This is a genomic window from Sphingomonas sp. (assembly GCF_965200105.1).
Taxonomy (GTDB): domain Bacteria; phylum Pseudomonadota; class Alphaproteobacteria; order Sphingomonadales; family Sphingomonadaceae; genus Solisphingomonas.
In genome coordinates this window covers 1,617,194-1,640,684 of the sequence record NZ_CBDATN010000002.1, presented here as the reverse complement: position 1 = coordinate 1,640,684, position 23,491 = coordinate 1,617,194, and the positions used below count along the sequence as shown (strand labels likewise).

Below are 23,491 nucleotides of genomic sequence, written 5' to 3'. Positions count from 1 at the left end.
GCATCTCCCGCTTGCGACTGGAGCGGCCATGTCCTGGTCCTGTCGCGACAACTCGACCGATGCCTGGCGTCTTGCGTCTACCCCGCGAGCAGCCGCTGGCGCCGCCTTTGCACCGACGAACCAAGCCCCATGGCCTCACGATATTTGGCCACGGTGCGCCGCGCGATGTCGAAGCCGCGATCGGCGAGCAGCTTCACCAGCGCATCGTCGGAGAGGATGGCATCCGCCGGCTCCTCCGCGATCAGGCGGGCGATATGGCTGCGCACCGCCTCCGCCGACGCCGCCTCGCCGCCGTCGGCAGTCTGGATGGCGCTCGTGAAGAAATATTTGAGTTCGTACAGGCCGCGCGCGCACGACAGGTACTTGTTGGAGGTGACGCGGCTCACCGTCGATTCGTGCATCCCGATTGCGTCCGCCACGCGGGCGAGGGTGCAGGGGCGCAGATGCTCGACGCCGTGGCAGAAGAAGCCGTCCTGCTGCTTCACGATCTCGGTCGCGACGCGCACGATCGTGCGCGCGCGCTGGTCGAGCGCCTTAACCAGCCAGTTGGCCGATTGCAGCCGCTCGGCGAGCCACGCCCTGCTGGCGGCATCGGTGGCGCCGCGCGAGAGCTCGGCATGATAGCGGCGGTCGACGAGCAGCTTCGGCAGCGTCGCGGCGTTGAGTTCGATGGACCAGCCGCCCGCGGCGCCCGCGCGCACGAACAGGTCGGGGATTACCGGCTGCGCGTCGGACGCGGCGAAGCGCAACCCGGGCTTGGGATCGTAGCCGCGCAGTTCGCGGATCATGTCCGCCAGATCCTCCTCGTCGACGCCGCAAAGGCGCCGCAGCCGCGCGAGATCGCCGCGCGCGAGAAGGGGAAGATTGTCGATCAGCGCCTGCATCGCCGGGTCGTGGCGATCGACCTCGCGCGCCTGGATCGCCAGGCACTCGGCGAGATCACGCGCGCCGACACCCAAGGGATCGAGGCCTTGGACGATGCCGAGCACGCGCTCCACGAGCGTGGAGGCGACGCCCAGCCGCTCCGCGATCTCCGCCGTCGTGACGGTCAGGTAGCCAGCCTCGTCGATCGCGTCGATCAGGTGCGTGGCCACGACGAACTCGACGCCCGAGAGGAGCGCGCCGGCCTGCGCGAGGAGATGGTCGGCGAGCGTCTCGGGCGGCGCCGCGAAGCCGTCGATCTCGATCGCCTCGTCACCCCCTGCGGTACCGGCACCGATCATGTCGGCGGCCGAGTCCTGGAAGGTCTCGCCGGCGGCATCGGTGTCGAGCGCCTGCTCGCCCTCGCCGGAAGTGGCGTCGGCGGTCTCGTCCGATGCCGACGTGGCTGGTTCCGGCGGCGGGTCGTCCTCGCCGTCCTCTCGCGTCGCCTCCAGTAGGGGATTCTTCTCCACCTCCTCGGCGACCGCCGCCTCGAGCTCGAGGTTGGAGAGCGCCAGCAGCTTGATCGCCTGCTGGAGCTGCGGCGTCATCACCAGCGACTGCGACTGGCGCAGATCGAGGCGGGGGGCGAGGCTCACCTTCTCGATCCGCTCACGCCCGGTCCGGCTCAGCCGGACCGCAGATCACAGCGCGAAGCCTTCGCCAAGGTAGAGCCGCCGGACGTCGGGATCGGCGATCAGCGCCTGCGGAGAGCCCTGAAACAGCACCTTGCCGTCGTAGATGATCGCCGCGCGATCGACGATCTCCAGCGTCTCGCGGACATTGTGATCGGTGATGAGCACGCCGATGTCGCGGCGCTTGAGGTCGCGTACCAGCTCGCGGATGTCGGCGATCGAGATCGGGTCGATGCCCGCGAACGGCTCGTCGAGCAACATGATCGAAGGCTCGGCGGCTAGCGCGCGCGCGATCTCGCAGCGCCGTCGCTCGCCGCCCGACAGCGCGGTGGCGCGCGCGTCGCGCAGCCGTTCAATGTGGAACTCGGCGAGCAGGCGGTCCAGACGCTCGGCACGCGCGGTCTTGTCGGGCTCGGTCATCTCGAGCACCGCCATGATGTTCTGCGCCACAGTCAGCCCTCGGAAGATCGAGGTCTCCTGCGGCAGGTAGCCGAGGCCGAGCACGGCGCGGCGGTACATCGGCAGCCCGGTGATATCCTCGTCGTCGAGGAGGATGCGGCCGGCATCCGGCTTCACCAAGCCCATCACCGAGTAGAAGCAGGTCGTCTTGCCCGCGCCGTTTGGGCCGAGCAGGCCGACCACCTCGCCTCGCGCGACCTCCAGGCTCACGTCCTGGAGCACGGGGCGGTTGTCATAGGCTTTGGCGATCGAGACGATCGACAGCCCGTGCTCGCCCGCCGCTGGGCGCGGTTCGGCCCGGGTGTGGAGCGCGGCGTCGTTCATGGCGCGCACGTCTGGCAGGTTTCGTGCATGGCGATCAAGCGCCGATGCGTTCAGGACGAGGGCGCACCCTTGCCCTGGTCGACGAGGAAGCGGCCCGAGACGCGACCGCCCGTGCCCGCCGCGCCCTGCCCACCGATCGCCGATCCGTCCACCGTCGCGCGGTTCGTGTTCTGATCGATGACGAGGCGGCCGCCGTGGACCACCGATCCGTTGCGATCGAGGCTGACGTTGCCGATCAGCGTGACGAGCTTCCGATCGAGATCGTAGATGCCGTAGTTGCCGCGCGCGACCTCACCGGGTCGCGTGACGACGACGTGGCCGTTGGCGTCCAGCCGCTGCACCTTCGGACCGGCCCCGCCTCCGCCCCCGTCACCGGCGGCGATGCTGCCAGAGTAGAGCGCGGTGGTGCGATCGGCGGTGAGCGTCATCTCCTGCTGGCGCACGCGCACGTTGCCGACGAGCGTCGCCTTGTGATCGCGGTCCTGCACCTCGATACGGTCGGCCTCCCAGTCGATCGGCGCGTTGCTGTCGTGCTTCGAGCCGGGAGCGGTCGCGCTCTGCGCGAGCGCGATCCCGCCCCCGGCGATGAGCGCGAGGGCTGCGAGGGCGGCGCCGCGTGGGATCATCGCGGCGGCTTGCCGCTTCGCTGGACGATATGCAAGCGCGCTTTCCCGGTCAGCACCACGGTGCGCTTGTCGAGATCGGCGGCGAGCCGGTCGGCGCGGAAGCGGCCGAGCGACATGGTACCGTCGACGGCTGAGCGGCTGGCGAGCGTGCGCGTCTTCATGTCGAGATCGACGTCGCGCGTGTCGATGCGATAGCCGTCCGCCGAGCGGAAGGCGACGGGCCCGGCGAGCGCGACCTTCTCGTTGGCCATGTCGTAGTCGCCGCCCGGCGCGGTCAGCATCGCGGGCCCGCCCGAGAGCCCCATGCGCGCGTTGAGCGTGTGGAGCTTCACCACCGGATCGGCCGAGTGCGCCTGCACGGCGGAGGCGGCGGAGAGCGCGAAGGGCTGGCCGCTATTGTCCTCGCCCCGGTACAGCGCCCGCGTCACCTTCATGCGCTCGGGCGCGCGATCGACGCGGTTCTTGGAAAGCACGAAGCTGATCTCGCGTCCCGACGTGATCGGCGTCACCGCGAGCAGGACGGCGAGCACGAGGCCGGCGGCGGGAAGCCCGACGCGCGCGATCGTCACCACCCGATCGTGCGAGGAGCCCGGCGCCGCCCAGGCGCGCCGCGCGCGGCGATCGGCGCGCGCGGCGTCAGACAGCGGACCCGCGATCCGCGCGCCGCCGCGAGGATCAGCCACCTTTGTCCGCCCGAGGACGCGCCTCCGCGCGACTCCTTTGAGCAGACTCAGGCATGGGCGAAAATGTCGGTCTCGGGCCAGCCGGCGATGTCGAGCTCGGCGCGGGTCGGCAGGAAATCGAAGCAGGCCTGCGCCAGGTGCGTGCGGCCCTCGCGCGCCAACCGCTCGTCGAACTTCTCGCGGAGCTGGTGGAGGAAGCGCACGTCGGAGGCGGCATAGTCCTTCTGCGCGTCGCTGAGCGTTGGCGCCCCCCAATCGGACGATTGCTGCTGCTTGGAGATATCCTGCCCGATGATCTCGCGCACCAGCTCCTTCAGGCCGTGGCGATCGGTGTAGGTGCGCACCAGGCGCGAGGCGATCTTGGTGCAGTAGACGGGCGCCGCGACGACGCCGAGATAGTGGCGGAGCGCGGCGAGATCGAAGCGCGCGAAATGGTAGAGCTTCACCCGCTCCGGATCGGCGAGCACCGCCTTCAGGTTCGGCGCGTCGTAGCGGCTGCCGGGGGCGAAGCGGACGAGATGCTCGTCGCCGCCTCCGTCCGAGAGCTGAGCGAGGCAGAGCCGGTCGCGCGGCGTCACGAGCCCCATGGTCTCGGTATCGACGGCAATGGCGGCGCCGGGAGCGAACAAGTCGCCGGGCAGGTCTTCCTCGTGGAGATGCACTGTCATCGGCGCGGCATAGGGCGGCGCGCGCCGCCGCTCAATGCCCTGAAGTGGCCTTCGGCTTGCGCCGCCGCGCCGCCATGTTGAGCCCTTCGACCAGCCCCGAGAAGGCCATCGCCGCGTAGATATAGCCCTTGGGCACGTGGACGCCGAAACCGTCCGCGATCAGCACCGCGCCGATCATCAGCAGAAAGCCCAGCGCCAGCATCACCACCGTCGGGTTGCGCCCGATGAAGCGCGCCAGCGGATCGGCGGCGATCAGCATCAGCCCCACCGCGACGATCACCGCCACGATCATCACCGGCAGATGCGTCGTCATGCCCACGGCGGTCAGGATCGAATCGATCGAGAAGACGATATCGAGCACGAGGATCTGCACGATCGCCGATCCGAACGACAGCGGCGGCGCGCCCGCACCGTCCTCTCGGCCGGCTTCGGGATCGATGGTGTTGTGGATCTCGCGGGTCGCCTTCCAGATCAGGAACAGTCCGCCCGCGATCAGGATGAGGTCGCGCGCCGACAACGCCGTCTCGAACGCCGGATGGCCATCCACGAGCGGGCCGTGGAGGCCGAGGTCGATCACCGGCGCGGTCAGTCCCGTCAGCCAGGCGATCGTGGAGAGCAGCACCAAGCGCAGCACCAGCGCGAGGCCAATGCCGAGGCGACGCCCTCTGGTCTGCTGTTCGGGCGGAAGCCGGTTCGACAGGATCGAGACGAAGACGAGATTATCGATGCCGAGCACCACCTCCATCACGATCAGCGTGGCGAGCGCCGCCCAGACGGACGGGTCGGTAAGCAGGGCGGCGAAGTCGGGCATCCGCTGGATCGTGCCCGCCGGCAGGCTTTCAAGCAAGTCGGCGTCGACCGCTTCGCCCGAACGATAATCGGCGGGCCGGGCGGACGGGGCGATGAAATGGCTCGCCGCCTGTGGATAGATCGGCTATGCAAGCACTGGGTGCGTACGCGATCGTGCCTGGGATTGCCGCGTGGCGCGTCGCGCACGGTTGTCTCGCAGGGATGGGGCGCGGACGGGAAGACATTTTTTCTATGAGTTTCGATCGTGGGCGGCGCGGGCAGCGCGGCGGCAGGGACAAGCGCGACGGCTTCGGCGGCGGCGACGAGTTTAGCGGTGGCGGTGACAGCTATGGTGGCGGTGCCGGCGGCTTTGGCGGCGGCGATCGCTTCGGCGGCGGCGGCGGTTATGCCGGTGGTGGCGGTGGCTTTGGCGGCGGCGATCGTTTCGGCGGCGGCGGCGGCGGCGGCGGCGGCGGCCGGGGTGGTTACGGTGGCGGTGGTGGCGGCTTCGGCGGCGGCGGTGGCGGCGGCTTTCGCGGCGGCGGTGGCGGCGGTGGCTTCGGCGGCGGTCGTGGCGGCGGCGGCGGGATGCCGGCGCAGGTCGTCGGCACCGCCAAGGGCACCGTCAAGTTCTTCAACGGGCAGAAGGGCTTCGGCTTCATCGTCCGCGACGACGGTGGCGAGGACGTGTTCGTCCATATCTCCGCCGTCGAGCAGGCGGGTCTTGCCGGCCTTGCCGAGGGCCAGCCGCTGGAGTTCACGCTCGTCGATCGCGGCGGCCGCGTCTCGGCCACCGAGCTCAAGATCGAGGGCGAGCCGATGGAGGTCGCCGATGCGCCGCGCGCGCCGGCACGACAGCTCACCGGCGAACGTTCCTCGGGTACGGTGAAGTTCTTCAATGCGATGAAGGGCTTCGGCTTCATCCAGCGCGACGACGGGCAGCCCGACGCGTTCGTCCACATCTCCGCCGTGGAGCGCGCGGGGATGACGACGCTCAACGAGGGCGACCGGCTCGAGTTCGAGCTCGAGGTCGATAGGCGCGGCAAGTACGCCGCCGTCAATCTCCAGAGCGTTCAGTAACAACAGACCGGAAGGCCCGGCTCCCCGCGGTCGCCGCGTGGGAGCCGGGCCTTTCGCGTCTTCGGCACGCACGCGGGCAAGATGATGTTTCGGTCATGTCGCGCGTCCGGTCTGCCCCGCCAGCGCGTGCGCCTGTAGGCGTCGGCGCCATGGCCGCCCTGATCGCCGAGCCGTCGTCCTACGATCCTCGTGGCCGTCCGCGCGACCGGATGGCGGCCCTCCTGGCGGCGATCCTCCTGCCGCTGCTGCTGCTCTGGATGCTGTTAAGGCTGGGCGTGCTGCCGTCCCTCGCGCCCGCCGGCGCGCCCGCGCTCGTCACATTGTCGTTCAAGGGTCAGGACGCGGAGCGCGCGCGCGTGGTGCGTGAGCCCAAGCACGCGGCAGGACGCCGCGCCGCATCCACGACCAAGCCCGCACCGTCACGGGTGCAGGCAAACCCGTCGCCGGTGCCGTCGCTCAACATCCTCCATGTCGGCCACGACGAACTCGCCGCGCTGGACCTCGCAATGGCCACCCACCGCGATCGTGGCGAAGGCCAGACCGCGGGTGCCGGATCGGGTGCGGACGACGGCGATGCCGGGTCGGCGGGCGGCGGCGGCGCGGGCGGCGACCGGCTCTACGATCCCGACTGGTATCGCCGGCCGAGCGACGTCGAGATGTCGACCTACCTGCAACAGGTGAATGCGCGCTCGGGCTGGGGCGAGATCGCCTGCCGCACCGCGCCGCGCTTCCGCGTCGAGGATTGCCGCGAGATTGGCGAGTCGCCGGGCTCGGGCATCGCGCGCGCGCTGCGCGAAGCGGCATGGCAGTTCCAGGTGCTGCCGCCGCGCGTCAACTCGCGCCCGATGATCGGCGCCTGGGTGCGCATCCATTTCGACGTGATCCAAGGTTTTCGACGCGGATAGCGAGGCAACCCCGCCATCCGTCCGCCCGTTCGTCACTTATGGACAAGACCCTCTCGCTCCGCCGTACCGCCGAGATGGCGGCGGTGTTCATGATCGGCGACGGCATGCTCGGGCTGCTCCAGCCCGATCGTCACGTGAAGCTGTGGCGATCGGACGTGCGCGCGGTCGACGCGCTGGTCGATCGCTTCGATGGCAAGCCGACGCTGCGGCGCGGCTATGGACTCATTCAGATCGCCGGCGGGCTCGCGCTCGCATCCGCGTTGCGGTCGCCACGCCCGACGCGCTAGTCTGCAACGCGAGAGGGGACGGGCATGACGGGTATGCTGATCTTCGTCGCGGTGCTGTTGTTCTTCCTGCTGACGACTGCGCTCAAGACGTTCGGGATCAATCAGGAATATGAGCGCGCCGTCGTGTTCCGGCTGGGTCGCGTCATCGAGCCCAAGGGGCCGGGCTGGTACTGGCTCGTGCCCTTCGTAGACCGCGCCGTGAAGGTGGACACGCGCACCGTCACCCTGGCGCTCGATACGCAGGAGACGATCACCCGCGACGGGGTCGCGGTGCGCGTCAACGCGGTGCTCTGGTTCCGCGCCACCAATCCGGTGCGCGTGCTCACCGTTGTCGAGCAGTGGCAGGGCGCCGTCACGCAGGCGGCCGAGACTGGCCTGAGGGATGCGATCGGCCAGTCCGATCTCGATCAGCTGCTGAAGGATCGCGCGGTCATCAACCAGCGGCTGATGGGAATGCTTTCCAAGGCGGTGGAGCAGTGGGGCGTGGTGGTCGACGCGGTCGAGATGAAGGACCTCGACATTCCCGAAGCCATGCAGCGCGCGATCGGCCGCGAGGCCGAGGCGATCCGCGAGAAGCGCGCGCGGATCATCAAGGCGGAAGGCGAGCTGGAGGCCGCGCAGAAGCTCGCCGACGCCGCCGGCACGATCGGCTCGACGAAGGGCGCGCTGGAACTGCGCCGTCTCCAGACGCTGACCGAGATCGGCGTCGAGCATAACTCCACGGTGATCGCGATGCTGCCCGTCGAGCTGCTGGAGGCGGCGAAGGCGATCGGCGACGCGGCGAAGGGCCGGGCCTAGCCGCCGCCCGTGACCGATCTCACCGTCAACGGACAACCCGTCCGCTACCGCATCTCGCCCGATACGCCGCTGCTCCACGCGCTACGCGACGTCTCCAATCTCACGGGCACCAAATATGGCTGCGGGACGTGCGACTGCGGCGCCTGCACCATCCATGTCGACGGCCGTGCGGCGCGATCCTGCCGCGTGTCGCTATCGGCCGTGGAGGGTGCGGCGGTGACGACGATCGAGGGCCTGTCGAGCGATCGCGGTCATCCCGTCCAGCAGGCGTTCGCCGAAGCCGGCCTCGTGCAATGTGGCTTCTGCTTGCCGGGCTTCGTCATGGCCGCCGCCGCGCTGATCGCCGCCGATCCCCGGCCGACGCGCGATGACATCGTCGCCGCGCTCACCAACCTCTGTCGCTGCGGCATCCAGCCGCGCGTGGTGCGCGCCGTGCTGCGCGCGGCGGCGATGGCGCGCGGCGAGATCAGGATCTCGGCGCTGCCGCCGCCGGGCATGACGGCGGCCGATGCCGCGCGCGTGGTTCCCGCGATGCGCCTTCTGTCTGATCGCTGACGAAGGGGTTCAGCGCTTCGACAGCTGCTCCGCCGTATCAGGGCCACGCTACGCGGCGCCCGTGACCGCGACGCGAGGAGACACGCGATGCGACGTTGGATGACGAGCCTGGCGATCGGCGTCGGATTGGGGGCGACCGTGCTATCGGCGCAGCCGCCCGGCCAGCGTCCGGAACCGGCGACGCGCCCCGATAGCGATCGAGGAGCCGGCGGCGGACCGCGCCCGCAGGGTCGGGCGCCTGGCTCCGATCGCGATCCATCGGCCGTCGGCCGCCCGGATGCCAACCGAATGCCTTTCGGCGGCAATGGTGGACCTGGGCGCGGTCCAGGGTTCGATCGCGGTCCGGTCGTGAACCAATTCAATGATCGCGGTGGCTATGGCCTGGGCGCGGGCGGTCGGCCGGGCGGCACCGATCATGGTGGTGCGCGGCCTGCTATTCCGTCCGGTCGCGCCGGTGATCCGCCCGGCGGCGATCGAGGCCGCCGGGGTGGCGGCGGTGACTGGCGCGGCGGCGGGCATCGGCCTGTCGGGAACTTCGATGGCGGTCCCGGCGATCCGCGTTCGGGTCACGGCTTTGACGGTCGGGACCGGGATCGGCCTAGCGATCAGCCTGGTCCGGGCAGGAGCGGCTGGTACTCCGCACCCGATCGCGCGCGCTTCGTCGGCGATGTGAACGGGGATCGGCCGCGAGGCGACTGGAACCGCGGCCCCGATCGCCCGCGTTACGTCGGCGGCCGGACCGGGGGACGCCCCGGCGGCGACTGGAACCGAGGCTGGCGCGACGACCGTCGTTACGACTGGCGCGGCTGGCGGCAGGATCATGGCGACCACTTCCGCGGGCCCGGCTACCGCGCGCCCTATGGCTATGGCTATGGCTATCGCCGCTACGGCATCGGCGCGGTGATCGCGCCTGCCTTCTTCGCGCAAGATTACTGGATCGCCGACCCTTACAGCTACCGGCTGCCGCCAGCCTACGGCCCCTATCGCTGGGTGCGCTACTTCAACGATGCCCTGCTGGTGGATGTCTACTCCGGGAGGGTCGCCGATAGGATCCCGGGCTTCTTCTGGTGATCATGAAGGCCGGCTGACAAAGCCATTCCCGGCGCGTTCAGCGGCGCTGGCGCAGGAAGAGTCATCGCCCGCGTCGACGGGTAGGGAGAAGGAGCAAGATCATGCGCAGATCGTTTCTCGCGGCCACGACCGTTGCGATGCTGATGCCGGCCGCCGGAATGGCGCAGAGCTGGGGCGAGGTCCGCCACGACAACCGCGAGGTACGGCAGGACCGCGGCGACCTGCGTGACGCCAGGGCCTATGGCGATCGCCACGACGTGCGCGATGCGCGCCGCGAGCTTGCCGAAGATCGCGCCGAGCGCCGCGAGGATTGGCGCGACTGGCGCCGCAGCCATCCGGACGTCTATCGCGGCCCGGCATACGCGGCCCCGCGCGCGGGCTGGCGCTACCGCCCTGTCGCGGTGGGCACCCGATTCGAGCCGGCTTATTATGGCCAGCGCTACTGGGTGGATCCCGTCCGCTATCGCCTGCCGGCCTACGGGCCCGATCGACGCTGGGTCCGCTACGGCAACGATGTCGTGCTCGTGAACGTGGCGACCGGCCGGGTGCTGACCGTCTACAACGGCTTCTTCTTCTAGACGCCGCCCGCCCGCTTGCCGGGCACCGGCCCGACGCCTACGCCTCCGGAGCAATCCGCTCCGGAGGTTCTCGCTTGCGTATCGCCGCCCTCGCTCTCCCGTTGCTCCTCGTCGCCGCCGCGCCGCCGCCGAGCCCGCACGACGCGCTCGCCAGGCTTTTCCGCGACAGCAACGAGGCCATGCTCGCGCGCAATCCCGTGGAAGGCATCAGTCGGGGCGACCGCCGCTTCCTCGCGCAGATCGGCGACAGCTACTCCGACGCGCATTACGCGGCCGAGAAGGCCGCCGACGAGGCGGAGCTGAGTCGTCTCCACGCGATCGATCGCGCGACGCTGAACCCCACGGATCGCATCGCCTACGACACGTTCGAGACGGCCAAGCGGATCGACCTCGCCGGCTACGCCCCCAGCCTGCTGGCGGTCTCGTCCGTCATGCCGATCAACCACTTCTACGGCCTGCCGCAGAGCTACGCGGACCTGTCGTCGGGGCAAGGCGCCGCGCCCTACAAGACCGTTGCCGATTATCAGGCGGCATCGCGGCGCAACGCGGCCTTCGGCGCGCAGGTCGATGTCGTGATCGCCCAGTTCCGCAAGGGATTGGCGAAGGGCGTCGTCGAACCACGGCTTGTCGTCGCCAACATGATCGACCAGCTCGACGCGCAGACGAAGGGCGGGGTGGAGGCGTCGCCTTACGCCGGGCCGCTCAAGTCGGCGCCGACGCCGGCGATCGCCGCCGCCTACCGCGGCTCGATCGAGCACGACGTCTTGCCGCCGCTCGTCCGGCTCCGCGACTTCCTACGAAACGACTATCTGCCGCACGCGCGCGAGACGGTCGGGCTCGGCGCGCTGCCCGGCGGTGCCGCCGATTACCGCTACCTGATCGAGCAGAACACGACGCTGCCGCTGAGCGCCGACGAGGTGCACCGGCTCGGCCTCTCCGAGGTCGCGCGGATCACCGGCGAGATGGAGGCGGTGAAGACGAAGCTCGGCTTCCAAGGCGATCTGCCCGCCTTTTTCCGCCATATGTCGAGCGATCTCAAGTTCGCGCCACCGTCGCGCGCCTGGCTGGAGACGCGCTATCGCCAGATCGGCGCGACCATCGACGCGCATATTCCGGCGCAGTTCTCGCTGGTGCCGAAGACACGGCTGGAGATCCGCCCGACGCCGGCCTACCGCGAGAAGAACTCGGCGGGCGGCGAGTATATGCAGGGCACGCCCGACGGGTCGCGGCCGGGCGTCTTCTACTATAACGGCTACGATCTGCCGACGCGCTTCACCTGGGACATGGACACGCTCTACCTGCATGAGGCGGTGCCGGGACATCATTTCCAGATCAGCATCGCGCAGGAGAACGCCGCGCTGCCCGATTTCATGCGCTTCGGCGGCAACACCGCCTATGTCGAGGGGTGGGCGCTCTACGCCGAGACGCTGTGGCCCGAGCTGGGCGTCGAGACCGATCCGGCGGCGCGCTTCGGCGGGCTGAACGACGAGATGCTGCGCGCGATGCGGCTGGTGGTCGATAGCGGCATCCACGCCAAGGGCTGGAGCCGCGATCAGGCGATCCAATATATGCTCGATCACTCCGCGATGGGGCGCGCCGACGTCGTCGCGGAGGTCGAGCGCTACATCGCCATCCCCGGCCAGGCGCTGGCCTACAAGGTCGGCCAGCTCACCATCCTGCGCGAAAAGGCGAAGGCGCGGAAGGCGATGGGCGCCAGCTTCGATCCGCGCGCCTTCCACCGCGAGGTGCTGGATACCGGCGCGCTGCCGATGCCCGTGCTGGAGCGCAAGCTCGACGACTGGATCGCCGCGGGGGGACCGCGCTGACGATGGCCGAGCCCCGCGCGCCGCGTCTCGCCGTCCTGATCGACGCCGACAATGCCAGCCCGAAGATCGCCGCCGGCCTGTTCGAGGAGATCGCGCAGATCGGCGAGGCCAGCGTGCGCCGCATCTACGGCGACTTCTCGCGCGACAATCTGAAGGGCTGGGCGGGCATCCTCGCCGCGTACGGCATCCTGCCGCACCAGAACTTCGCCAACACGGTGGGCAAGAACGCCTCCGACATCGCACTCGTCATCGACGCGATGGATCTGCTCCACGCCGAGCGGATGGACGGCTTCTGCATCGTCTCGTCCGACGGCGACTTCACGCGGCTGGCGGCGCGGCTGCGCGAACAGGGGGCCGACGTCTACGGCTTCGGCGAGCGCAAGACGCCCGAGAGCTTCCGCCAGGCGTGCCGCCGCTTCGTCTACACCGAGAACTTGCTGCCGGGCGCGCGCGACGCGGAGGAGGCCGCGGCTTCTGCCGCACCTGCGGCCGTCGAGAGCGCCGGTGGGGGTGCCCGTCCACCATCCGCAGCCGCGCCGCTGATCCGGCGCGCGATCGCGCAGCTCGACGAGGACGAGGGTGGGTGGGTGACGCTGGGCGGCGTCGGCCAGCGGCTGCTCGCGCTCGCGCCCGACTTCGACCCGCGCACCTTCGGATCGGCCAAGCTGGTGACGCTGGTGGAGCGCGCCAGCGGCTTCGAGATCAAGCGGCCGGACGGCCGCGGCGTAATGGTGCGGGCGAAACCGAAATGCGGCTGAGTTAGGCGATCGTCCCGAACGGCAGAAGCTGCTTGGCGAGCGCCGCGGCGCCGGCGCCATTGCCGGCGTGAAGCGGCACGGCGATGCGTTGCGCGGCGCGCTGCATGACGCGGTCGAGCTGGGTCGGCGTCGCGGCTGCGGCCGCGCGGTCGGCCAGTGACGCGGCGGCAGCGGTGTCCTTGGGATCGAGGCGCACGCGGATCATCGCCGCGAACGCCGGGAAGAAGGCGCGATTGCCGCCGAGCGCCACCGCCTTGTCCAGCGCCGCCAGCCCCGTCGCCTTGTCGGCGCCGAGCACCGTCCGTGCGAGGAAGGAACCAAGCTGGTCCACCGCCGTGAGGTGCCAGCCGGCATAGGCGATCTCCACCTCCGGATCGCGCGGGTAGGCGCGCACCAGCGCGGTGAGCGCGTCGCGCGTCGCCTTGGCGTCGGCGGGCGACCGCTTGAGCTGTCCGCGGTAGCCGATCGCCAGCGCCTGCTGGAGCCGCGCCTCCTTGTCGCCCGGACTGGCAGCCAGCGTAGCGGTGGTCTGCTGATAGGCGTCACCGACGAGCGCCAGCGCCTGCGCCTTGTCGTGGGTGAGGAAGGCGGCGCGCAGCAGCGTGTCGCGCGGGGCGGGAGCGGCCGCCACGCACGCTAGAGCGGCGACCGCCAGGAAAGGCGTATTGGAAGGCATGGCCCGTCCTCTCGACCAAGCTACATGAACCCGGACGGAACCGGCAGCCCGCTCCCCCCCCGGTGGCCGCGCCGTGCGGAAGCTGCGGCGCGGCCGGCGCTCACGCAATTACGCGCGCGGCACCAGTCCGAAAGGGGGTGGACCGTGTGGGGAAACGCACGACCGGCGAGGAGCGGTGTCGCCGAAAAGCTACAGTTTTCGCGAAATCGCCTCATGGATCAGTCCACGCGTCTCGGCGAGGCCGTAGAGCGCCGCGAAACTGCCCATGCGCGGGCCTTGCGTGGAGCCGAGCAGCGTCTCGTAGAGCACGCGAAACCACTCGCGGAGTGGCTCGTAGCGCGCAGCCTTGCCGGCTTCGTAGACTTCCTCCTGGATCGCTGCGGCATCGGCATCCGGCGCGAGCGAGGCGAAGCGGCGATCGAGGTCGGCGAGCGCCAGCGCCTCGCGGGCGTCCGGGGCGCGGCGGACCAGTGTCGATGCCACGAAATCGCGGAAGTAGGCGATCGCGTAGCCGATCAGCGCGTCAAGCGCGGGGTGCGTCTCCGGCGCCGCCTGCGGCGCGTAGCGGTGGACGTAGCGCCACAGCACTCGCGCGTCGTCGGTCGCCGCTACGGAGACGAGGTTGAGCAGCAGCGCGAAGCTGACCGGCATGTCCACCGCCGGCACGCGGCCGAGATGGACGTGGTGAACCGGATTGCCGAGCCTCTGCTCGATCGGCTGATCGGAGTAGGCGGCGAGGGACTGATAATATTCGTCGACCGCGCGCGGGATCACCGAGAAGCCGAGCGACCGCGCCTTGCGAGGCTCGCGATAGACGTAGAAGGCGAGGCTCTCGATCGGGCCATATTCCAGCCACTGTTCGATGGTGAGGCCGTTGCCCTTGGTCTTGCTGATCTTGGCGCCGGCCTCGTCGAGGAACATCTCGTAGTTGAAGCCGTCCGGCGGCCGAGAGCCCAACACGCCCGCGACCTTGCCCGATTGCGTGACGGAATCGATCAGGTCCTTGCCCGCCATCTCGTAGTCGACGCCCAGCGCCACCCAGCGCATCGCCCAGTCGACCTTCCACTGGCACTTGGCCTGCCCGCCGAGCACCGACTGCTCGCGCCGCGCGCCCGTCTGCGGATCGGCGTAGGCGATGATGCCTTCCTCCGCGTCCACCACCTCGATCGGCACCTGAAGCACGCGGCCGCTCTCCGGGTGGATGGGGAAAACAGGCGAGTAGGTACGCCTCCGCTCCTCGCCCAGCGTCGGTAGCATCACCGCCATGATCGCGTCGTAGTGCCTGAGGATCGCGCGCAGCGTCTCGTCAAAGCGGCCGTCGGCATAAGCCTCGGAGGCGGCGACGAACTCATACTCATAGCCGAACGCGTTCAAGAACTCGCGCAGCCGGTTGTTGTTGTGATCGGCGAAGCTCGCATGCGTGCTGAAGGGATCGGGCACCCGGCACAGCGGGCGATCGAGATGTTCGCGGAGCATATCCTGCTGCGGCAGGTTGCCGGGCACCTTGCGCATCCCGTCCATGTCGTCGGAGAAGGCGATCAGGCGCGTGGCGGCGCCCGTCATCTCCCCATAGGCGTTGCGCACCATCGATGTGCGCGCCACCTCCGTGAACGTGCCGATATGCGGCAGGCCCGAGGGGCCGTAGCCGGTCTCGAACAGCATCGGTCCGTCTTTACCGTCGGGCCAGCGCTTTATCAGCTTGCGCGCCTCATCGTAGGGCCAGGCCTTGGAAGCGAGGGCGGCGGCGCAGATGTCGGCGGGATCGGTCATGATGCGGCGGCGATAAGCCCCGGCGTGCGGGTTCACAACGATGCGTACTCGTTTCCCTTCCGTTCGCGCGGGCCTATATCCGCGCGATGACGCCGTTCGACGCGCTGGTCGCCACCCATGGCGGCACTTGGCTCACCACGCGCGACGGGCGGGTGGCGAGCCTCGCGCGCGGTGAGGCGGTGGCGCTCGCCGCCGAGCGGCCGCTGCTGCTCCTCAACGCGCCGCTTACCGGACAGCGGCTCGGCCATGCGGAGCTTTCGGGGCTCGACCTGCTGGAGCTGTTCGCCTTCGTACGGCCGGCGCGCTTCGCCGTGCCGACGCCCGCCGGCCTGGCGCGTGCGCTGGGCTTGGCGCCGCCGGTCGACGACGCGCAGGCGGGCGCGACGCTGATCGCCTGCGCGGACGCGCTGCTCGCCACCCTCGGCGCCCCGTGGGAGGAGCGCGCCGGCGCCTGGGATCGCGCCAACGCGCTCGCCCGCCTGCGCTGGCCGTGGGCGCAGCACGTGCTCGCCCGCATGGTACCGCCCGAGCGGCCCGAGCGCGGGCTTTTCGCGGGGCTCTCCGAGTGGGAGGAGGCGCCGCCCTCGCCCCCGCCTGCCACGGTGACGCTGGGCGAGGCCGAGACGCTGAAGCGGCTCGACCTGCTGACGGGGAGGGGCGCGGAGGCGAGGCCCGGCCAGCGCGCCTACGCCGCCGCTGCCGCGCACGCCTTCGGCCCGCGCATGGTGGAGGGGCGCCCGCGCGTGCTGCTGGCGGAGGCCGGCACCGGCATCGGCAAGACGCTCGGTTATCTCACGCCCGCCGGGCTGTGGGCGGAAGCGGCGCGCGGCACGGTCTGGATCTCCACCTACACGCGCGCACTCCAACGCCAGCTCGACAGGGAGACGGCGCGGTTGTTTCCGGATCCCGCGGAGCGCCGCGCCAGGATCGCGGTGCGCAAGGGGCGCGAGAACTATCTCTGCCTCCTCAACCTGGAGGATGCGATGCACGGCGGCTTCGCGGGTCGCGCGGCGGTGCTCGCGCAGCTCGTCGCGCGCTGGGCGGCCTACACGCGCGACGGCGACATGGTGGGCGGCGATCTGCCCGGCTGGCTGGCGACGCTGTTCCGCCGCGCCGGCTCCACCGCGCTCACCGATCGCCGCGGCGAGTGCGTCTACGCCGGCTGCCCGCACTGGCGGCGCTGCTTCGTGGAGCATTCGGTGCGCCGCGCCGACGGCGCCGCCATCGTCATCGCCAACCACGCGCTGGTGATGCTGGTGGCGGAGCGGCGGCAGGCGGAGGGGCGCGCGATCGGCCGCATCGTGTTCGACGAGGGCCATCATCTCCACGACGCCGCTGACTCGACCTTCTCGGCGGCGCTGACCGGGCAGGAGGCGATCGAGCTGCGTCGCTGGATCGCCGGCCCCGAGCGCGCGACGCGCGGGCGCAGGCGGGGCCTCGCCGCCCGACTCGCGGACGTCTGCTCCTATGACGAGGCGGGCGCGGTGGCGCTCGGCGAGATCGTCGAGGCGAGCCACGCGCTCCCCGCCGACGGCTGGCTCGCGCGCATCGCCGACGGAACGACGCTCGGCCCCGTCGAGCGGCTGCTCGCCGCCGTACGCGCGCTGGTGCTCGCCCGCGCCACCGCCGCCGACGCCGGCTACGGCATCGAGACCGAGGCCGCCGCGCTCGACGGCGCGACTGTCGAGGCAGCAGGCGTCGCGGCGCGCGCGTTCGAGGCGCTGATGCGGCCGATGACGGCGCTCGCCACGCGACTGGAAGCGGTGATCGAGGAGGCGCCCGACTGGCTCGACGGCCCTGCGCGCGCCCGCGTCGAGGGCGCCGCCGCCGGGCTGGCGCTCCGCGCGCGCACGATCGCGGCGTGGGTGGCGATGCTCGGTCGCCTAGGGGGAGAGGCCGATCCGGACTTCGTCGATTGGCTGGCCGTCGATCGCGTCGAGGCGCGCGAGTGGGACGTCGGCGTGCACCGCCACTGGCTCGATCCCGGCGTGCCGCTGGCGCGTACCGTGCTGGCGCCCGCGCAGGGCCTGCTCGTCACCTCCGCTACGCTGCGCGGCTCCGGCACCGACGGGGAAGCCGGTTGGGCGAGAGCGGAGGCGCGCTCGGGTGTCCGCCACCTCGATACCGCGATCGAGCGCTTCGCCGCATCGAGCCCGTTCGACTATGGCGCGCACGCCGAGGTGCTGATCGTCACCGACGTGCCGCGCGGCGATCCGGCCCAGCTTGCCCATGCCTATTACCGGCTGATCGCGGCGTCGCAGGGGGGCACGCTCGGCCTCTTCACCGCGATCGCGCGGTTGAAGGCGGTGAACGCGCGCATCGCGGACCGGCTCGCGCGCGACGGACTGCCGCTCTACGCGCAGCATGTCGATCCGATCGACACCGGCACGCTGATCGACATCTTCCGCGACGATCCGCACGCCTCGCTGCTCGGCACCGACGCATTGAGGGACGGCATCGACGTGCCCGGTCACTCGCTCCGCCTCGTCGTGATGGAGCAGGTGCCGTGGCCGCGCCCCACCGTGCTCCACGCCGCTCGGCGCGCGGTGGACGGCGGATCGAAGCACGACGACCAGATCGTCCGCGCGCGGCTCGCGCAGGCGTTCGGACGGCTGATCCGCACCGCGACGGACAGCGGGCGCTTCGTGCTGCTGTCGGCCGCCACCCCGTCGCGGCTGCTCGACGCGTTTCCGGCCGGCGTGCCGATCCTGCGCGGGCCGCTGGACGAGGCGGTGGCGCGGATCGCCGCCGGCCTTCCCAACGCGGCGTGCGTCGGGCATCAGGACGCGGGGCTGGCGGGAGCGGCGGGGGCATGAAGCGGCTGGTGACCTTCCGTCACGCCAAGTCGGGCTGGGACCAGCCCGCACGGCGCGACTTCGATCGCGCGCTCAACGATCGCGGCAAGCGCGCCGCGCGGATGATGGGCGAGCACATGCGAGAGGCGGGCATGACGTTCGACCTCGTCATCGCGTCGCCCGCCGTTCGCGTCGTCGAGACGCTCGACGCGATGATCGAGGGCTATGGCGACATCGCGCAGCCGCACTGGGATCGCCGTGTCTATCTCGCGACGCCCGAGACGCTGCTCGAGGTTGTTCAGGAGGCGCCGGACGAGGCGGGTACGCTCATGCTCGCCGGCCACAATCCCAGCATCGAGGAACTGGTGCTGCTGCTCTCGACAGACGCCGGCGAGGAGGAGATTGCGGCGCGCGGCTCGATCGAGGATAAATATCCCACCGCCAGCATCGCCGAGCTGCGCTTCGACGTGGAGAGCTGGGCGGACGTCGCCGAGAGTGGCGGCCACCTGGTGCGCTTCGTCCGCCCTCGGGACCTCGATCCCGACCTCGGGCCTGAGCCGAGCGAGTGAACGCAGGCGGAGTGGCGTAAGCGGTCAGAAGCGGTGAGGGGTGCGTGAGAACGGCCCGATAGCGTTGATCGGATGGTATGGGCGAGCGCGACGGCTCAGGCGTGCATCGCGGCCGTCAGTGTTTGAGAGGTCGAGAAGGACGGTGGCGCGCTTGAGGTTGTAGGCGAGGATGTGGAGGCTGCTCTCAGTGCCGACGAGCCGGCGGGGCGTTTCACTGTCGACGAACCATTACTTCCGCCAGCGGATGTTCTGCTCCTCGCGGGCGACGCTGCCGCCGAGAACCTGCTCGGCCCCGCGATAGCCGCTTCGCCGTTCGCTCGCTCGTCAGCTTGTCATCACTGCCTTCGATGCCGTCCGCCGTTAATAAGCCCGGTACTCTCTTGCAAGACCATCCGTCATTGCACGCCGTGCGCCGCCACCGCGCCGTTGCTGGAAGGCGTAACCGATGATGTAATTGCCGACCGGGTACGCGATTGCGTAGTGGCCGGATGCGGCGATGACCACGAACTGTCGCCCGCTCGCCGCAGAGCGATACGTCACCGGATGGCATTGCCTCCGGCAGGCAGCCGCGTCTGCCAGAGCAGCTTGCCGGTCGCGGTTTCGAACGCGCGCAGGTAGGCGTCCTGCGTGGCGCCGATGAAGGTCAGCCCGCCGCGCGTCATCACGGATCCGCCGACATTCGGAACCCCCATGGGCAGCGGCAGACGCGATGCATAGGCCTTCGGGCCGCTATCCAAGCTGGTGCCGAACGGCCGGGTCCACACAACCTTGCGCGATTGAAGATCGATCGCACTGATCATGCCAAACGGCGGTTGCCGGCAGGGCACGCTGAGCGGCGACATGAACGGCGCGGCATCGACGGCATAAGGCAAACCCTGTTGCCCGGACGGGCCGCCCAGGCTGACGCCGTTCGCCTCTGTCATCGAAGTGAGCCCACGCCGGTTCGCCTCGGCGCGCGTGAGCAGTCGATCGATCACGGCCATGCGGTTCGAGTTCACGATCACCAGCTGTCGATCGACGGCGATCGCGACGCTGCCCAAATCCATTCCTCCGAAAAACCCGGATAAAGGCTATTCGGTACGAAGTTCGGCGGCGTGAACGGGCCGTCGTAGCGCGCCGAACGGAACCGGATTCTGCACCATAACTGGTCGAAGGGAGTGATGCCCCACATCATGCGCTCCGAAAGCGCAGGGCCGGCGAGTGACGGCATTCCCACAGAGAAGGGTTGTGTAGGCGAAAGGCGCTCGCCAGCCACGCCGCCGCCCGGAACCTTTCGCTCCTCGATCCAGGCGGCGGCTTTGCCGGTGACGCGATCGAGCAGGAACAACTGGCCGCTTGGTTGGCAGCACCAAGAGCTTCTGCACCCCGCCCTTGCCATCGGGCACATCGACCAGCGTCGGTTGCGACGCGACGTCATAGTCCCATAGGTCGTGATGAACCGCCTGGAACGTCCAGCGCGGTTTGCCAGTCCTGACGTCGATCGCGATGACCGAACCCGAATATCGCTCATCGAACGGCCGCCGCTGACCGCCATAGTAATCGGGCGTGGCGCCGCCGGTCAGCGCGTAGACGAGTCCGAGAGCTTCGTCTCCGCTCATCGGCGCCCAACTGTTCGGCGTGCCGCGTGTATAGGACTCACCCGGCGGTGGCGCGGTCTGGCGCTCCGGGTGGCCAGCGTCGAACGCCCAGGCGAACTTGCCCGTTACCGCATCGAAGCCACGGATAACGCCCGAGGGTTCGCCGACACGTTGATTGTCCGCGACGAAGCCGCCGAGCACGAAGATGCCGCGGACGATCGTCGGCGCTGAGGTAATGAAAAAATATTGGTCGGGCACGTCGCCCATCCCCTCGAGAAGGGAGACCGCGCCGCCCCTGCCGAAGCTGCTGCAAGGGCGGCCGGTCGCCGCGCCAAGCGCCATGAGCCGCCCGTCCATCATCGTCGCGATCACGCGCTTAGCGCATTCGCCCTGCGCATTTGGAACCTCAAAATAGGGCGATTGCGTAGTTGACAAACCCACGTTTTGCCGGTAGGACGAACGGCAAGGAGCAAGCCGATGTCCGTTCTGTCCCAGCCCCGCTTTCACGACGAATCCGCCGCCTTCGCCTACCTAGAGGCGATGATCTGGGCCGACGGCGTGACGTGCCCGCATTGTGGCGTCGTCGGTGGCCGGGTCTACAAGCTGGACGGCGTGCGCGGTAAGCCGAGCAAGAAGAACCCGGAAGGCGCGATCCGCTACGGCCTCAAGAAGTGCGGCGAGTGCCGCAAGCAGTTCACCGCCAAGGTCGGCACCGTGTTCGAGGACGCGAAGTTGCCGCTGCACAAGATGCTACAGGCCGTCCATCTGATGATGAGCAGCAAGAAGGGCATTTCGTCGCACCAGCTTAGCCGCATCCTTGAGGTGCAGTATAACTCCGCGTGGTTCCTCTCGCACCGTATCCGTGAGGCGATGCGCTCCGGCGACCTGTCGCCGTTCGGCTCCGGTGGCGGCGTTGTCGAGGTGGACGAAACCTTCATCGGCCACGATCAGACCATCAAGCCCAAGGGCGAGAAGAAGGGTCGCGGCTACGCGCACAAGCACAAGGTGCTGTCGCTGGTCGATCGCGAGACCGGCCGTCAGCGTTCAATGGTGGTGGACAGCCTCAAAGCCGAGGACGTGGTGCCGATTCTCAAGGCAAACATCGCCGCCGAGGCGCGGGTGATGACCGATGAGGCTGGCCAGTATCGTTCGCTCGGCGTCCACTTCGCCGATCACGGCTACACCCGTCACGGCGCTGGCCAGTACGTCGATTTGGTGGACCGCACGATCCACACGAACACGATCGAGGGCGCGTTCTCCATCTTCAAGCGTGGTATGAAGGGCACCTACCAGCATTGTGCGAAGAAGCACCTGCACCGCTACGTTGCCGAGTTCGAGTTTCGCTACACGCACCGGGAGCGCACCGGCTTCAACGATGCGATGCGCGGGGAGCAGGCGCTGCGCGGCATTGTCGGCAAGCGCGTGACCTACCGCCCCACTACGGAGGCTTGAAGAAGTTCGGCACCCTGAAGGCTTGAAGCGCAGGCTCTAGGCAAACGTTCGCGGAAGAGGTAGAATCGCTCAGAGAGCGATATGGATTTTGAGCGCCTCCCCCGACTGACCTACAAGGTCAATCTTCCTGGCGGCCAAGGCCGGCTGCGGGACGCTATCTTGTATGTTGCGGACAAATACCGAGACGCAGAGCGGTTCGGGCTCGTCAAGCTAAACAAGACGATTTGGAAGGCTGATTTTGACGCGTTTAGAGAACGTCAACAGCCAGTTACGGGTCGTCAGTACAAGCGTCAGAAAGATGGCCCTGTCCCCTATGAGATGCGGCCGCTTCTAAATGATATGCTCTACGATGAAGACATTGAGATTGAACGTAGGCCAATTGCCGGGCTTGTCGAACAACGTGTCATACCCAAAGTAGCTTTGCCATATCGTAACTTTAGTCCTGCTGATCTAGCGTTTTTGGACAGAGCGATACGCTTCTATTGGGATTTTACCGGCACAGAGGCAAGCGATCACTCTCACGGAGTGGCTTGGTCTACTCGTGAGAACGGCGATGACATGCCTTACGAGCTATCCTATTTATCAGACGATAAGCTGGATAGCTGGGAAGAGAGATATTTTGGCCGCTTAGCAGCAGAGAACAACTGGCACACTTACTAACATGCGGAGAATCGTTGAAGATCCGCAATTCACTGAGCAAGTTCGCCAGCTTGGCGGCGCCAGAAGGATTGATGTCGCGCTAGATACAATCATGGACGGCCTGATGCGTGATCCGGAAGGTTTTGCAAGGTTTGATAGTGAGCATTTTAGTTTTCGGTACGCTAAAACTGTTCTAATAGGCAAAATTGCCGCGCTTACCGTTGTATTTGTTCTAGACCAAGATGGTAACGTGTTTCTCAAGCAGATCGAGGAAAATGTCCCCTTCTAAATCCCAGCTCGACCGTTTCAAGGAAGCGGCCCGCGCGCTTGAATGCGACGACGACGACGCGCGCTTTGACGAGCGCGTCAAGAAGCTGGTGAAGCGGAAACCGGGGGAGAAGGCGGAGTGAGCGCCGACGCATTGGGCGCGATCGGCATTGGGGTGCTGGTGCTGCTGGTCATCGTGATCCTGTACCTACACCAAATCAGCCAGCAGCTAGAAACGCTGCGCGGGATCATTGGACACGGCAATGTGATTGCTGATCAGGCAAGGAGAGGTATTCGCGATTAGCCTTGCGGCACGCCACCTCTCGATGGCGCATGGGTTTGCGAAATACGTAAACGCCCAGAATAGGCGACCCCGCGGCAGTTGCTGTAGGGCAACCCGTGACGATCGATGTTCGAACGGAAGTGCCACTGTTCTTTGCCGCTCTCCGCATCGAGCGCGATCACGTCGTTGTAAGCGGTGCAAATGTAGAGGCTGTTGCCCACCTTCAGCGGCGTCACTTCGAGGCCACCGACCTTCCCGTCGCTGCCGGGCCCAACCCGGTATTCCCAAACCTTCGTGAGCTTTGCGACATTGCCTGGGTTGATGTCGGCAAGCTGGCTGAAGCGCGAACCGCCGACGTCGTTACCGTAGCTGCGCCAATCCTCCGATCCCGCAGCCGCGGACTGCTTGTTGATCGGTGCGACCGGGCCGGCAACGCCGCGCGCAAAGATCGGATCGAACTGCCCGTTACCGCTCGCCTGGTGCAGCGCCAAGCCGGTCCC

At 68.7% G+C, this 23,491-nt stretch carries 27 protein-coding genes; 16 read left to right on the top strand and 11 right to left on the bottom strand.

The window, feature by feature from the left end; genetic code table 11:
• Positions 1 to 77: 77 nt before the first annotated feature.
• From rpoN to ACOFKX_RS09300, 6 genes are all read right to left on the bottom strand, one after another.
• Positions 78 to 1,520 carry an RNA polymerase factor sigma-54 gene (rpoN, locus tag ACOFKX_RS09325; RefSeq protein WP_419826719.1) on the bottom strand — a complete coding sequence of 481 codons (1,443 nt, stop codon included), beginning with the start codon at positions 1,518 to 1,520 and terminating at the stop codon, positions 78 to 80.
• A 45-nt stretch (positions 1,521 to 1,565) separates the two neighbouring features.
• The gene (gene lptB, locus ACOFKX_RS09320) at positions 1,566 to 2,339 is read right to left on the bottom strand and encodes an LPS export ABC transporter ATP-binding protein (RefSeq protein WP_419826718.1); all 774 of its coding nucleotides are present in this window, start codon (positions 2,337 to 2,339) and stop codon (positions 1,566 to 1,568) included.
• Positions 2,340 to 2,389: 50 nt separating this feature from the next.
• On the bottom strand, positions 2,390 to 2,965 hold the full coding sequence (locus ACOFKX_RS09315; protein WP_419826717.1) for an LptA/OstA family protein: 576 nt from the start codon (positions 2,963 to 2,965) through the stop codon (positions 2,390 to 2,392).
• On the bottom strand, positions 2,962 to 3,609 hold the full coding sequence (locus tag ACOFKX_RS09310) for an LPS export ABC transporter periplasmic protein LptC (RefSeq protein WP_419827393.1): 648 nt from the start codon (positions 3,607 to 3,609) through the stop codon (positions 2,962 to 2,964). Before ACOFKX_RS09310 ends, ACOFKX_RS09315 begins: the two co-directional genes overlap by 4 nt.
• An 86-nt stretch (positions 3,610 to 3,695) precedes the next feature.
• Positions 3,696 to 4,316, bottom strand: coding sequence for a ribonuclease D (locus ACOFKX_RS09305; RefSeq protein WP_419826716.1), 621 nt, complete (start codon positions 4,314 to 4,316; stop codon positions 3,696 to 3,698).
• Between the two features lie 31 nt (positions 4,317 to 4,347).
• Complete coding sequence (locus ACOFKX_RS09300) at positions 4,348 to 5,127, bottom strand: TerC family protein (RefSeq protein ID WP_419827392.1); 780 nt, start codon at positions 5,125 to 5,127, stop codon at positions 4,348 to 4,350.
• Positions 5,128 to 5,357: 230 nt separating this feature from the next.
• On the opposite strand from ACOFKX_RS09300, the gene ACOFKX_RS09295 reads away from it, so the two are divergent.
• From ACOFKX_RS09295 to ACOFKX_RS09250, 10 genes are all read left to right on the top strand, one after another.
• Entirely contained in the window at positions 5,358 to 6,185 is an 828-nt protein-coding gene (locus ACOFKX_RS09295; protein ID WP_419826715.1) for a cold-shock protein, read from the top strand.
• A 149-nt stretch (positions 6,186 to 6,334) separates the two neighbouring features.
• A complete protein-coding gene (locus tag ACOFKX_RS09290) occupies positions 6,335 to 7,090 on the top strand; it encodes a hypothetical protein (RefSeq protein ID WP_419826714.1) in 756 nt (251 codons plus the stop codon).
• A gap of 38 nt (positions 7,091 to 7,128) precedes the next feature.
• A complete protein-coding gene (locus ACOFKX_RS09285; protein WP_419826713.1) occupies positions 7,129 to 7,377 on the top strand; it encodes a hypothetical protein in 249 nt (82 codons plus the stop codon).
• Between the two features lie 24 nt (positions 7,378 to 7,401).
• Complete coding sequence (locus tag ACOFKX_RS09280) at positions 7,402 to 8,175, top strand: slipin family protein (RefSeq protein WP_419826712.1); 774 nt, start codon at positions 7,402 to 7,404, stop codon at positions 8,173 to 8,175.
• Positions 8,176 to 8,184: 9 nt separating this feature from the next.
• Entirely contained in the window at positions 8,185 to 8,730 is a 546-nt protein-coding gene (locus tag ACOFKX_RS09275) for a (2Fe-2S)-binding protein (RefSeq protein ID WP_419826711.1), read from the top strand.
• A gap of 370 nt (positions 8,731 to 9,100) precedes the next feature.
• Positions 9,101 to 9,403, top strand: a complete 303-nt coding sequence (locus ACOFKX_RS09270; RefSeq protein ID WP_419826710.1) for a hypothetical protein — start codon at positions 9,101 to 9,103, stop codon at positions 9,401 to 9,403.
• Complete coding sequence (locus ACOFKX_RS09265; RefSeq protein ID WP_419826709.1) at positions 9,400 to 9,801, top strand: RcnB family protein; 402 nt, start codon at positions 9,400 to 9,402, stop codon at positions 9,799 to 9,801. The genes ACOFKX_RS09270 and ACOFKX_RS09265 overlap by 4 nt, the downstream gene beginning before the upstream one ends.
• A 101-nt stretch (positions 9,802 to 9,902) precedes the next feature.
• Positions 9,903 to 10,379: an RcnB family protein gene (locus ACOFKX_RS09260; RefSeq protein ID WP_419826708.1), complete on the top strand. Its 477-nt coding sequence runs from the start codon at positions 9,903 to 9,905 to the stop codon at positions 10,377 to 10,379.
• Between the two features lie 74 nt (positions 10,380 to 10,453).
• A complete protein-coding gene (locus ACOFKX_RS09255) occupies positions 10,454 to 12,205 on the top strand; it encodes a DUF885 domain-containing protein (RefSeq protein WP_419826707.1) in 1,752 nt (583 codons plus the stop codon).
• Between the two features lie 2 nt (positions 12,206 to 12,207).
• Positions 12,208 to 12,963 carry an NYN domain-containing protein gene (locus tag ACOFKX_RS09250; protein ID WP_419826706.1) on the top strand — a complete coding sequence of 252 codons (756 nt, stop codon included), beginning with the start codon at positions 12,208 to 12,210 and terminating at the stop codon, positions 12,961 to 12,963.
• A gap of 1 nt (position 12,964) precedes the next feature.
• Here ACOFKX_RS09250 and ACOFKX_RS09245 read toward each other — a convergent pair whose 3' ends face one another.
• Positions 12,965 to 13,639: a hypothetical protein gene (locus tag ACOFKX_RS09245; RefSeq protein WP_419826705.1), complete on the bottom strand. Its 675-nt coding sequence runs from the start codon at positions 13,637 to 13,639 to the stop codon at positions 12,965 to 12,967.
• Positions 13,640 to 13,828: 189 nt separating this feature from the next.
• Positions 13,829 to 15,409 (bottom strand): lysine--tRNA ligase, encoded by a 1,581-nt coding sequence (locus ACOFKX_RS09240; RefSeq protein WP_419827391.1) that lies wholly within the window; start codon positions 15,407 to 15,409, stop codon positions 13,829 to 13,831.
• Positions 15,410 to 15,495: 86 nt separating this feature from the next.
• On the opposite strand from ACOFKX_RS09240, the gene ACOFKX_RS09235 reads away from it, so the two are divergent.
• Positions 15,496 to 18,225, top strand: a complete 2,730-nt coding sequence (locus ACOFKX_RS09235) for an ATP-dependent DNA helicase (protein ID WP_419826704.1) — start codon at positions 15,496 to 15,498, stop codon at positions 18,223 to 18,225.
• Complete coding sequence (locus tag ACOFKX_RS09230) at positions 18,222 to 18,773, top strand: SixA phosphatase family protein (RefSeq protein ID WP_419826703.1); 552 nt, start codon at positions 18,222 to 18,224, stop codon at positions 18,771 to 18,773. Before ACOFKX_RS09235 ends, ACOFKX_RS09230 begins: the two co-directional genes overlap by 4 nt.
• 536 nt (positions 18,774 to 19,309) lie before the next feature.
• Here ACOFKX_RS09230 and ACOFKX_RS09225 read toward each other — a convergent pair.
• The gene (locus ACOFKX_RS09225) at positions 19,310 to 19,813 is read right to left on the bottom strand and encodes a hypothetical protein (RefSeq protein WP_419826702.1); all 504 of its coding nucleotides are present in this window, start codon (positions 19,811 to 19,813) and stop codon (positions 19,310 to 19,312) included.
• 30 nt (positions 19,814 to 19,843) lie between these two features.
• Positions 19,844 to 20,857, bottom strand: a complete 1,014-nt coding sequence (locus ACOFKX_RS09220; RefSeq protein WP_419826701.1) for a hypothetical protein — start codon at positions 20,855 to 20,857, stop codon at positions 19,844 to 19,846.
• Here ACOFKX_RS09220 and ACOFKX_RS09215 point away from each other — a divergent pair.
• The 4 genes from ACOFKX_RS09215 to ACOFKX_RS09200 all read left to right on the top strand — a co-directional run bounded on the left by ACOFKX_RS09215 (position 20,828) and on the right by ACOFKX_RS09200 (position 23,012).
• Complete coding sequence (locus ACOFKX_RS09215) at positions 20,828 to 21,802, top strand: IS1595 family transposase (RefSeq protein ID WP_419826700.1); 975 nt, start codon at positions 20,828 to 20,830, stop codon at positions 21,800 to 21,802. The genes ACOFKX_RS09220 and ACOFKX_RS09215 overlap by 30 nt on opposite strands.
• 81 nt (positions 21,803 to 21,883) lie before the next feature.
• A complete protein-coding gene (locus ACOFKX_RS09210) occupies positions 21,884 to 22,462 on the top strand; it encodes a Panacea domain-containing protein (protein WP_419826699.1) in 579 nt (192 codons plus the stop codon).
• 1 nt (position 22,463) lies between these two features.
• Complete coding sequence (locus ACOFKX_RS09205; protein WP_419826698.1) at positions 22,464 to 22,730, top strand: hypothetical protein; 267 nt, start codon at positions 22,464 to 22,466, stop codon at positions 22,728 to 22,730.
• Positions 22,731 to 22,847: 117 nt separating this feature from the next.
• Entirely contained in the window at positions 22,848 to 23,012 is a 165-nt protein-coding gene (locus ACOFKX_RS09200; RefSeq protein WP_419826697.1) for a hypothetical protein, read from the top strand.
• Here ACOFKX_RS09200 and ACOFKX_RS09195 read toward each other — a convergent pair.
• Complete coding sequence (locus ACOFKX_RS09195; protein ID WP_419826696.1) at positions 23,009 to 23,482, bottom strand: hypothetical protein; 474 nt, start codon at positions 23,480 to 23,482, stop codon at positions 23,009 to 23,011. The two genes, ACOFKX_RS09200 and ACOFKX_RS09195, sit on opposite strands and share 4 nt — an antisense overlap.
• Positions 23,483 to 23,491: the final 9 nt, after the last annotated feature.

Bases quoted from the DNA above. Each gene is read 5' to 3' on its own strand.
- lptB (WP_419826718.1), bottom strand. From the start codon at position 2,339: ATGAACGACGCCGCGCTCCACACCCGGGCCGAACCGCGCCCAGCGGCG.
- ACOFKX_RS09315 (WP_419826717.1), bottom strand. From the start codon at position 2,965: ATGATCCCACGCGGCGCCGCCCTCGCAGCCCTCGCGCTCATCGCCGGG.
- ACOFKX_RS09305 (WP_419826716.1), bottom strand. From the start codon at position 4,316: ATGACAGTGCATCTCCACGAGGAAGACCTGCCCGGCGACTTGTTCGCT.
- ACOFKX_RS09300 (WP_419827392.1), bottom strand. From the start codon at position 5,127: ATGCCCGACTTCGCCGCCCTGCTTACCGACCCGTCCGTCTGGGCGGCG.
- ACOFKX_RS09295 (WP_419826715.1), top strand. From the start codon at position 5,358: ATGAGTTTCGATCGTGGGCGGCGCGGGCAGCGCGGCGGCAGGGACAAG.
- ACOFKX_RS09290 (WP_419826714.1), top strand. From the start codon at position 6,335: ATGGCCGCCCTGATCGCCGAGCCGTCGTCCTACGATCCTCGTGGCCGT.
- ACOFKX_RS09285 (WP_419826713.1), top strand. From the start codon at position 7,129: ATGGACAAGACCCTCTCGCTCCGCCGTACCGCCGAGATGGCGGCGGTG.
- ACOFKX_RS09280 (WP_419826712.1), top strand. From the start codon at position 7,402: ATGACGGGTATGCTGATCTTCGTCGCGGTGCTGTTGTTCTTCCTGCTG.
- ACOFKX_RS09260 (WP_419826708.1), top strand. From the start codon at position 9,903: ATGCGCAGATCGTTTCTCGCGGCCACGACCGTTGCGATGCTGATGCCG.
- ACOFKX_RS09250 (WP_419826706.1), top strand. From the start codon at position 12,208: ATGGCCGAGCCCCGCGCGCCGCGTCTCGCCGTCCTGATCGACGCCGAC.
- ACOFKX_RS09245 (WP_419826705.1), bottom strand. From the start codon at position 13,639: ATGCCTTCCAATACGCCTTTCCTGGCGGTCGCCGCTCTAGCGTGCGTG.
- ACOFKX_RS09240 (WP_419827391.1), bottom strand. From the start codon at position 15,409: ATGACCGATCCCGCCGACATCTGCGCCGCCGCCCTCGCTTCCAAGGCC.
- ACOFKX_RS09235 (WP_419826704.1), top strand. From the start codon at position 15,496: ATGACGCCGTTCGACGCGCTGGTCGCCACCCATGGCGGCACTTGGCTC.
- ACOFKX_RS09230 (WP_419826703.1), top strand. From the start codon at position 18,222: ATGAAGCGGCTGGTGACCTTCCGTCACGCCAAGTCGGGCTGGGACCAG.
- ACOFKX_RS09215 (WP_419826700.1), top strand. From the start codon at position 20,828: ATGTCCGTTCTGTCCCAGCCCCGCTTTCACGACGAATCCGCCGCCTTC.
- ACOFKX_RS09210 (WP_419826699.1), top strand. From the start codon at position 21,884: ATGGATTTTGAGCGCCTCCCCCGACTGACCTACAAGGTCAATCTTCCT.
- ACOFKX_RS09205 (WP_419826698.1), top strand. From the start codon at position 22,464: ATGCGGAGAATCGTTGAAGATCCGCAATTCACTGAGCAAGTTCGCCAG.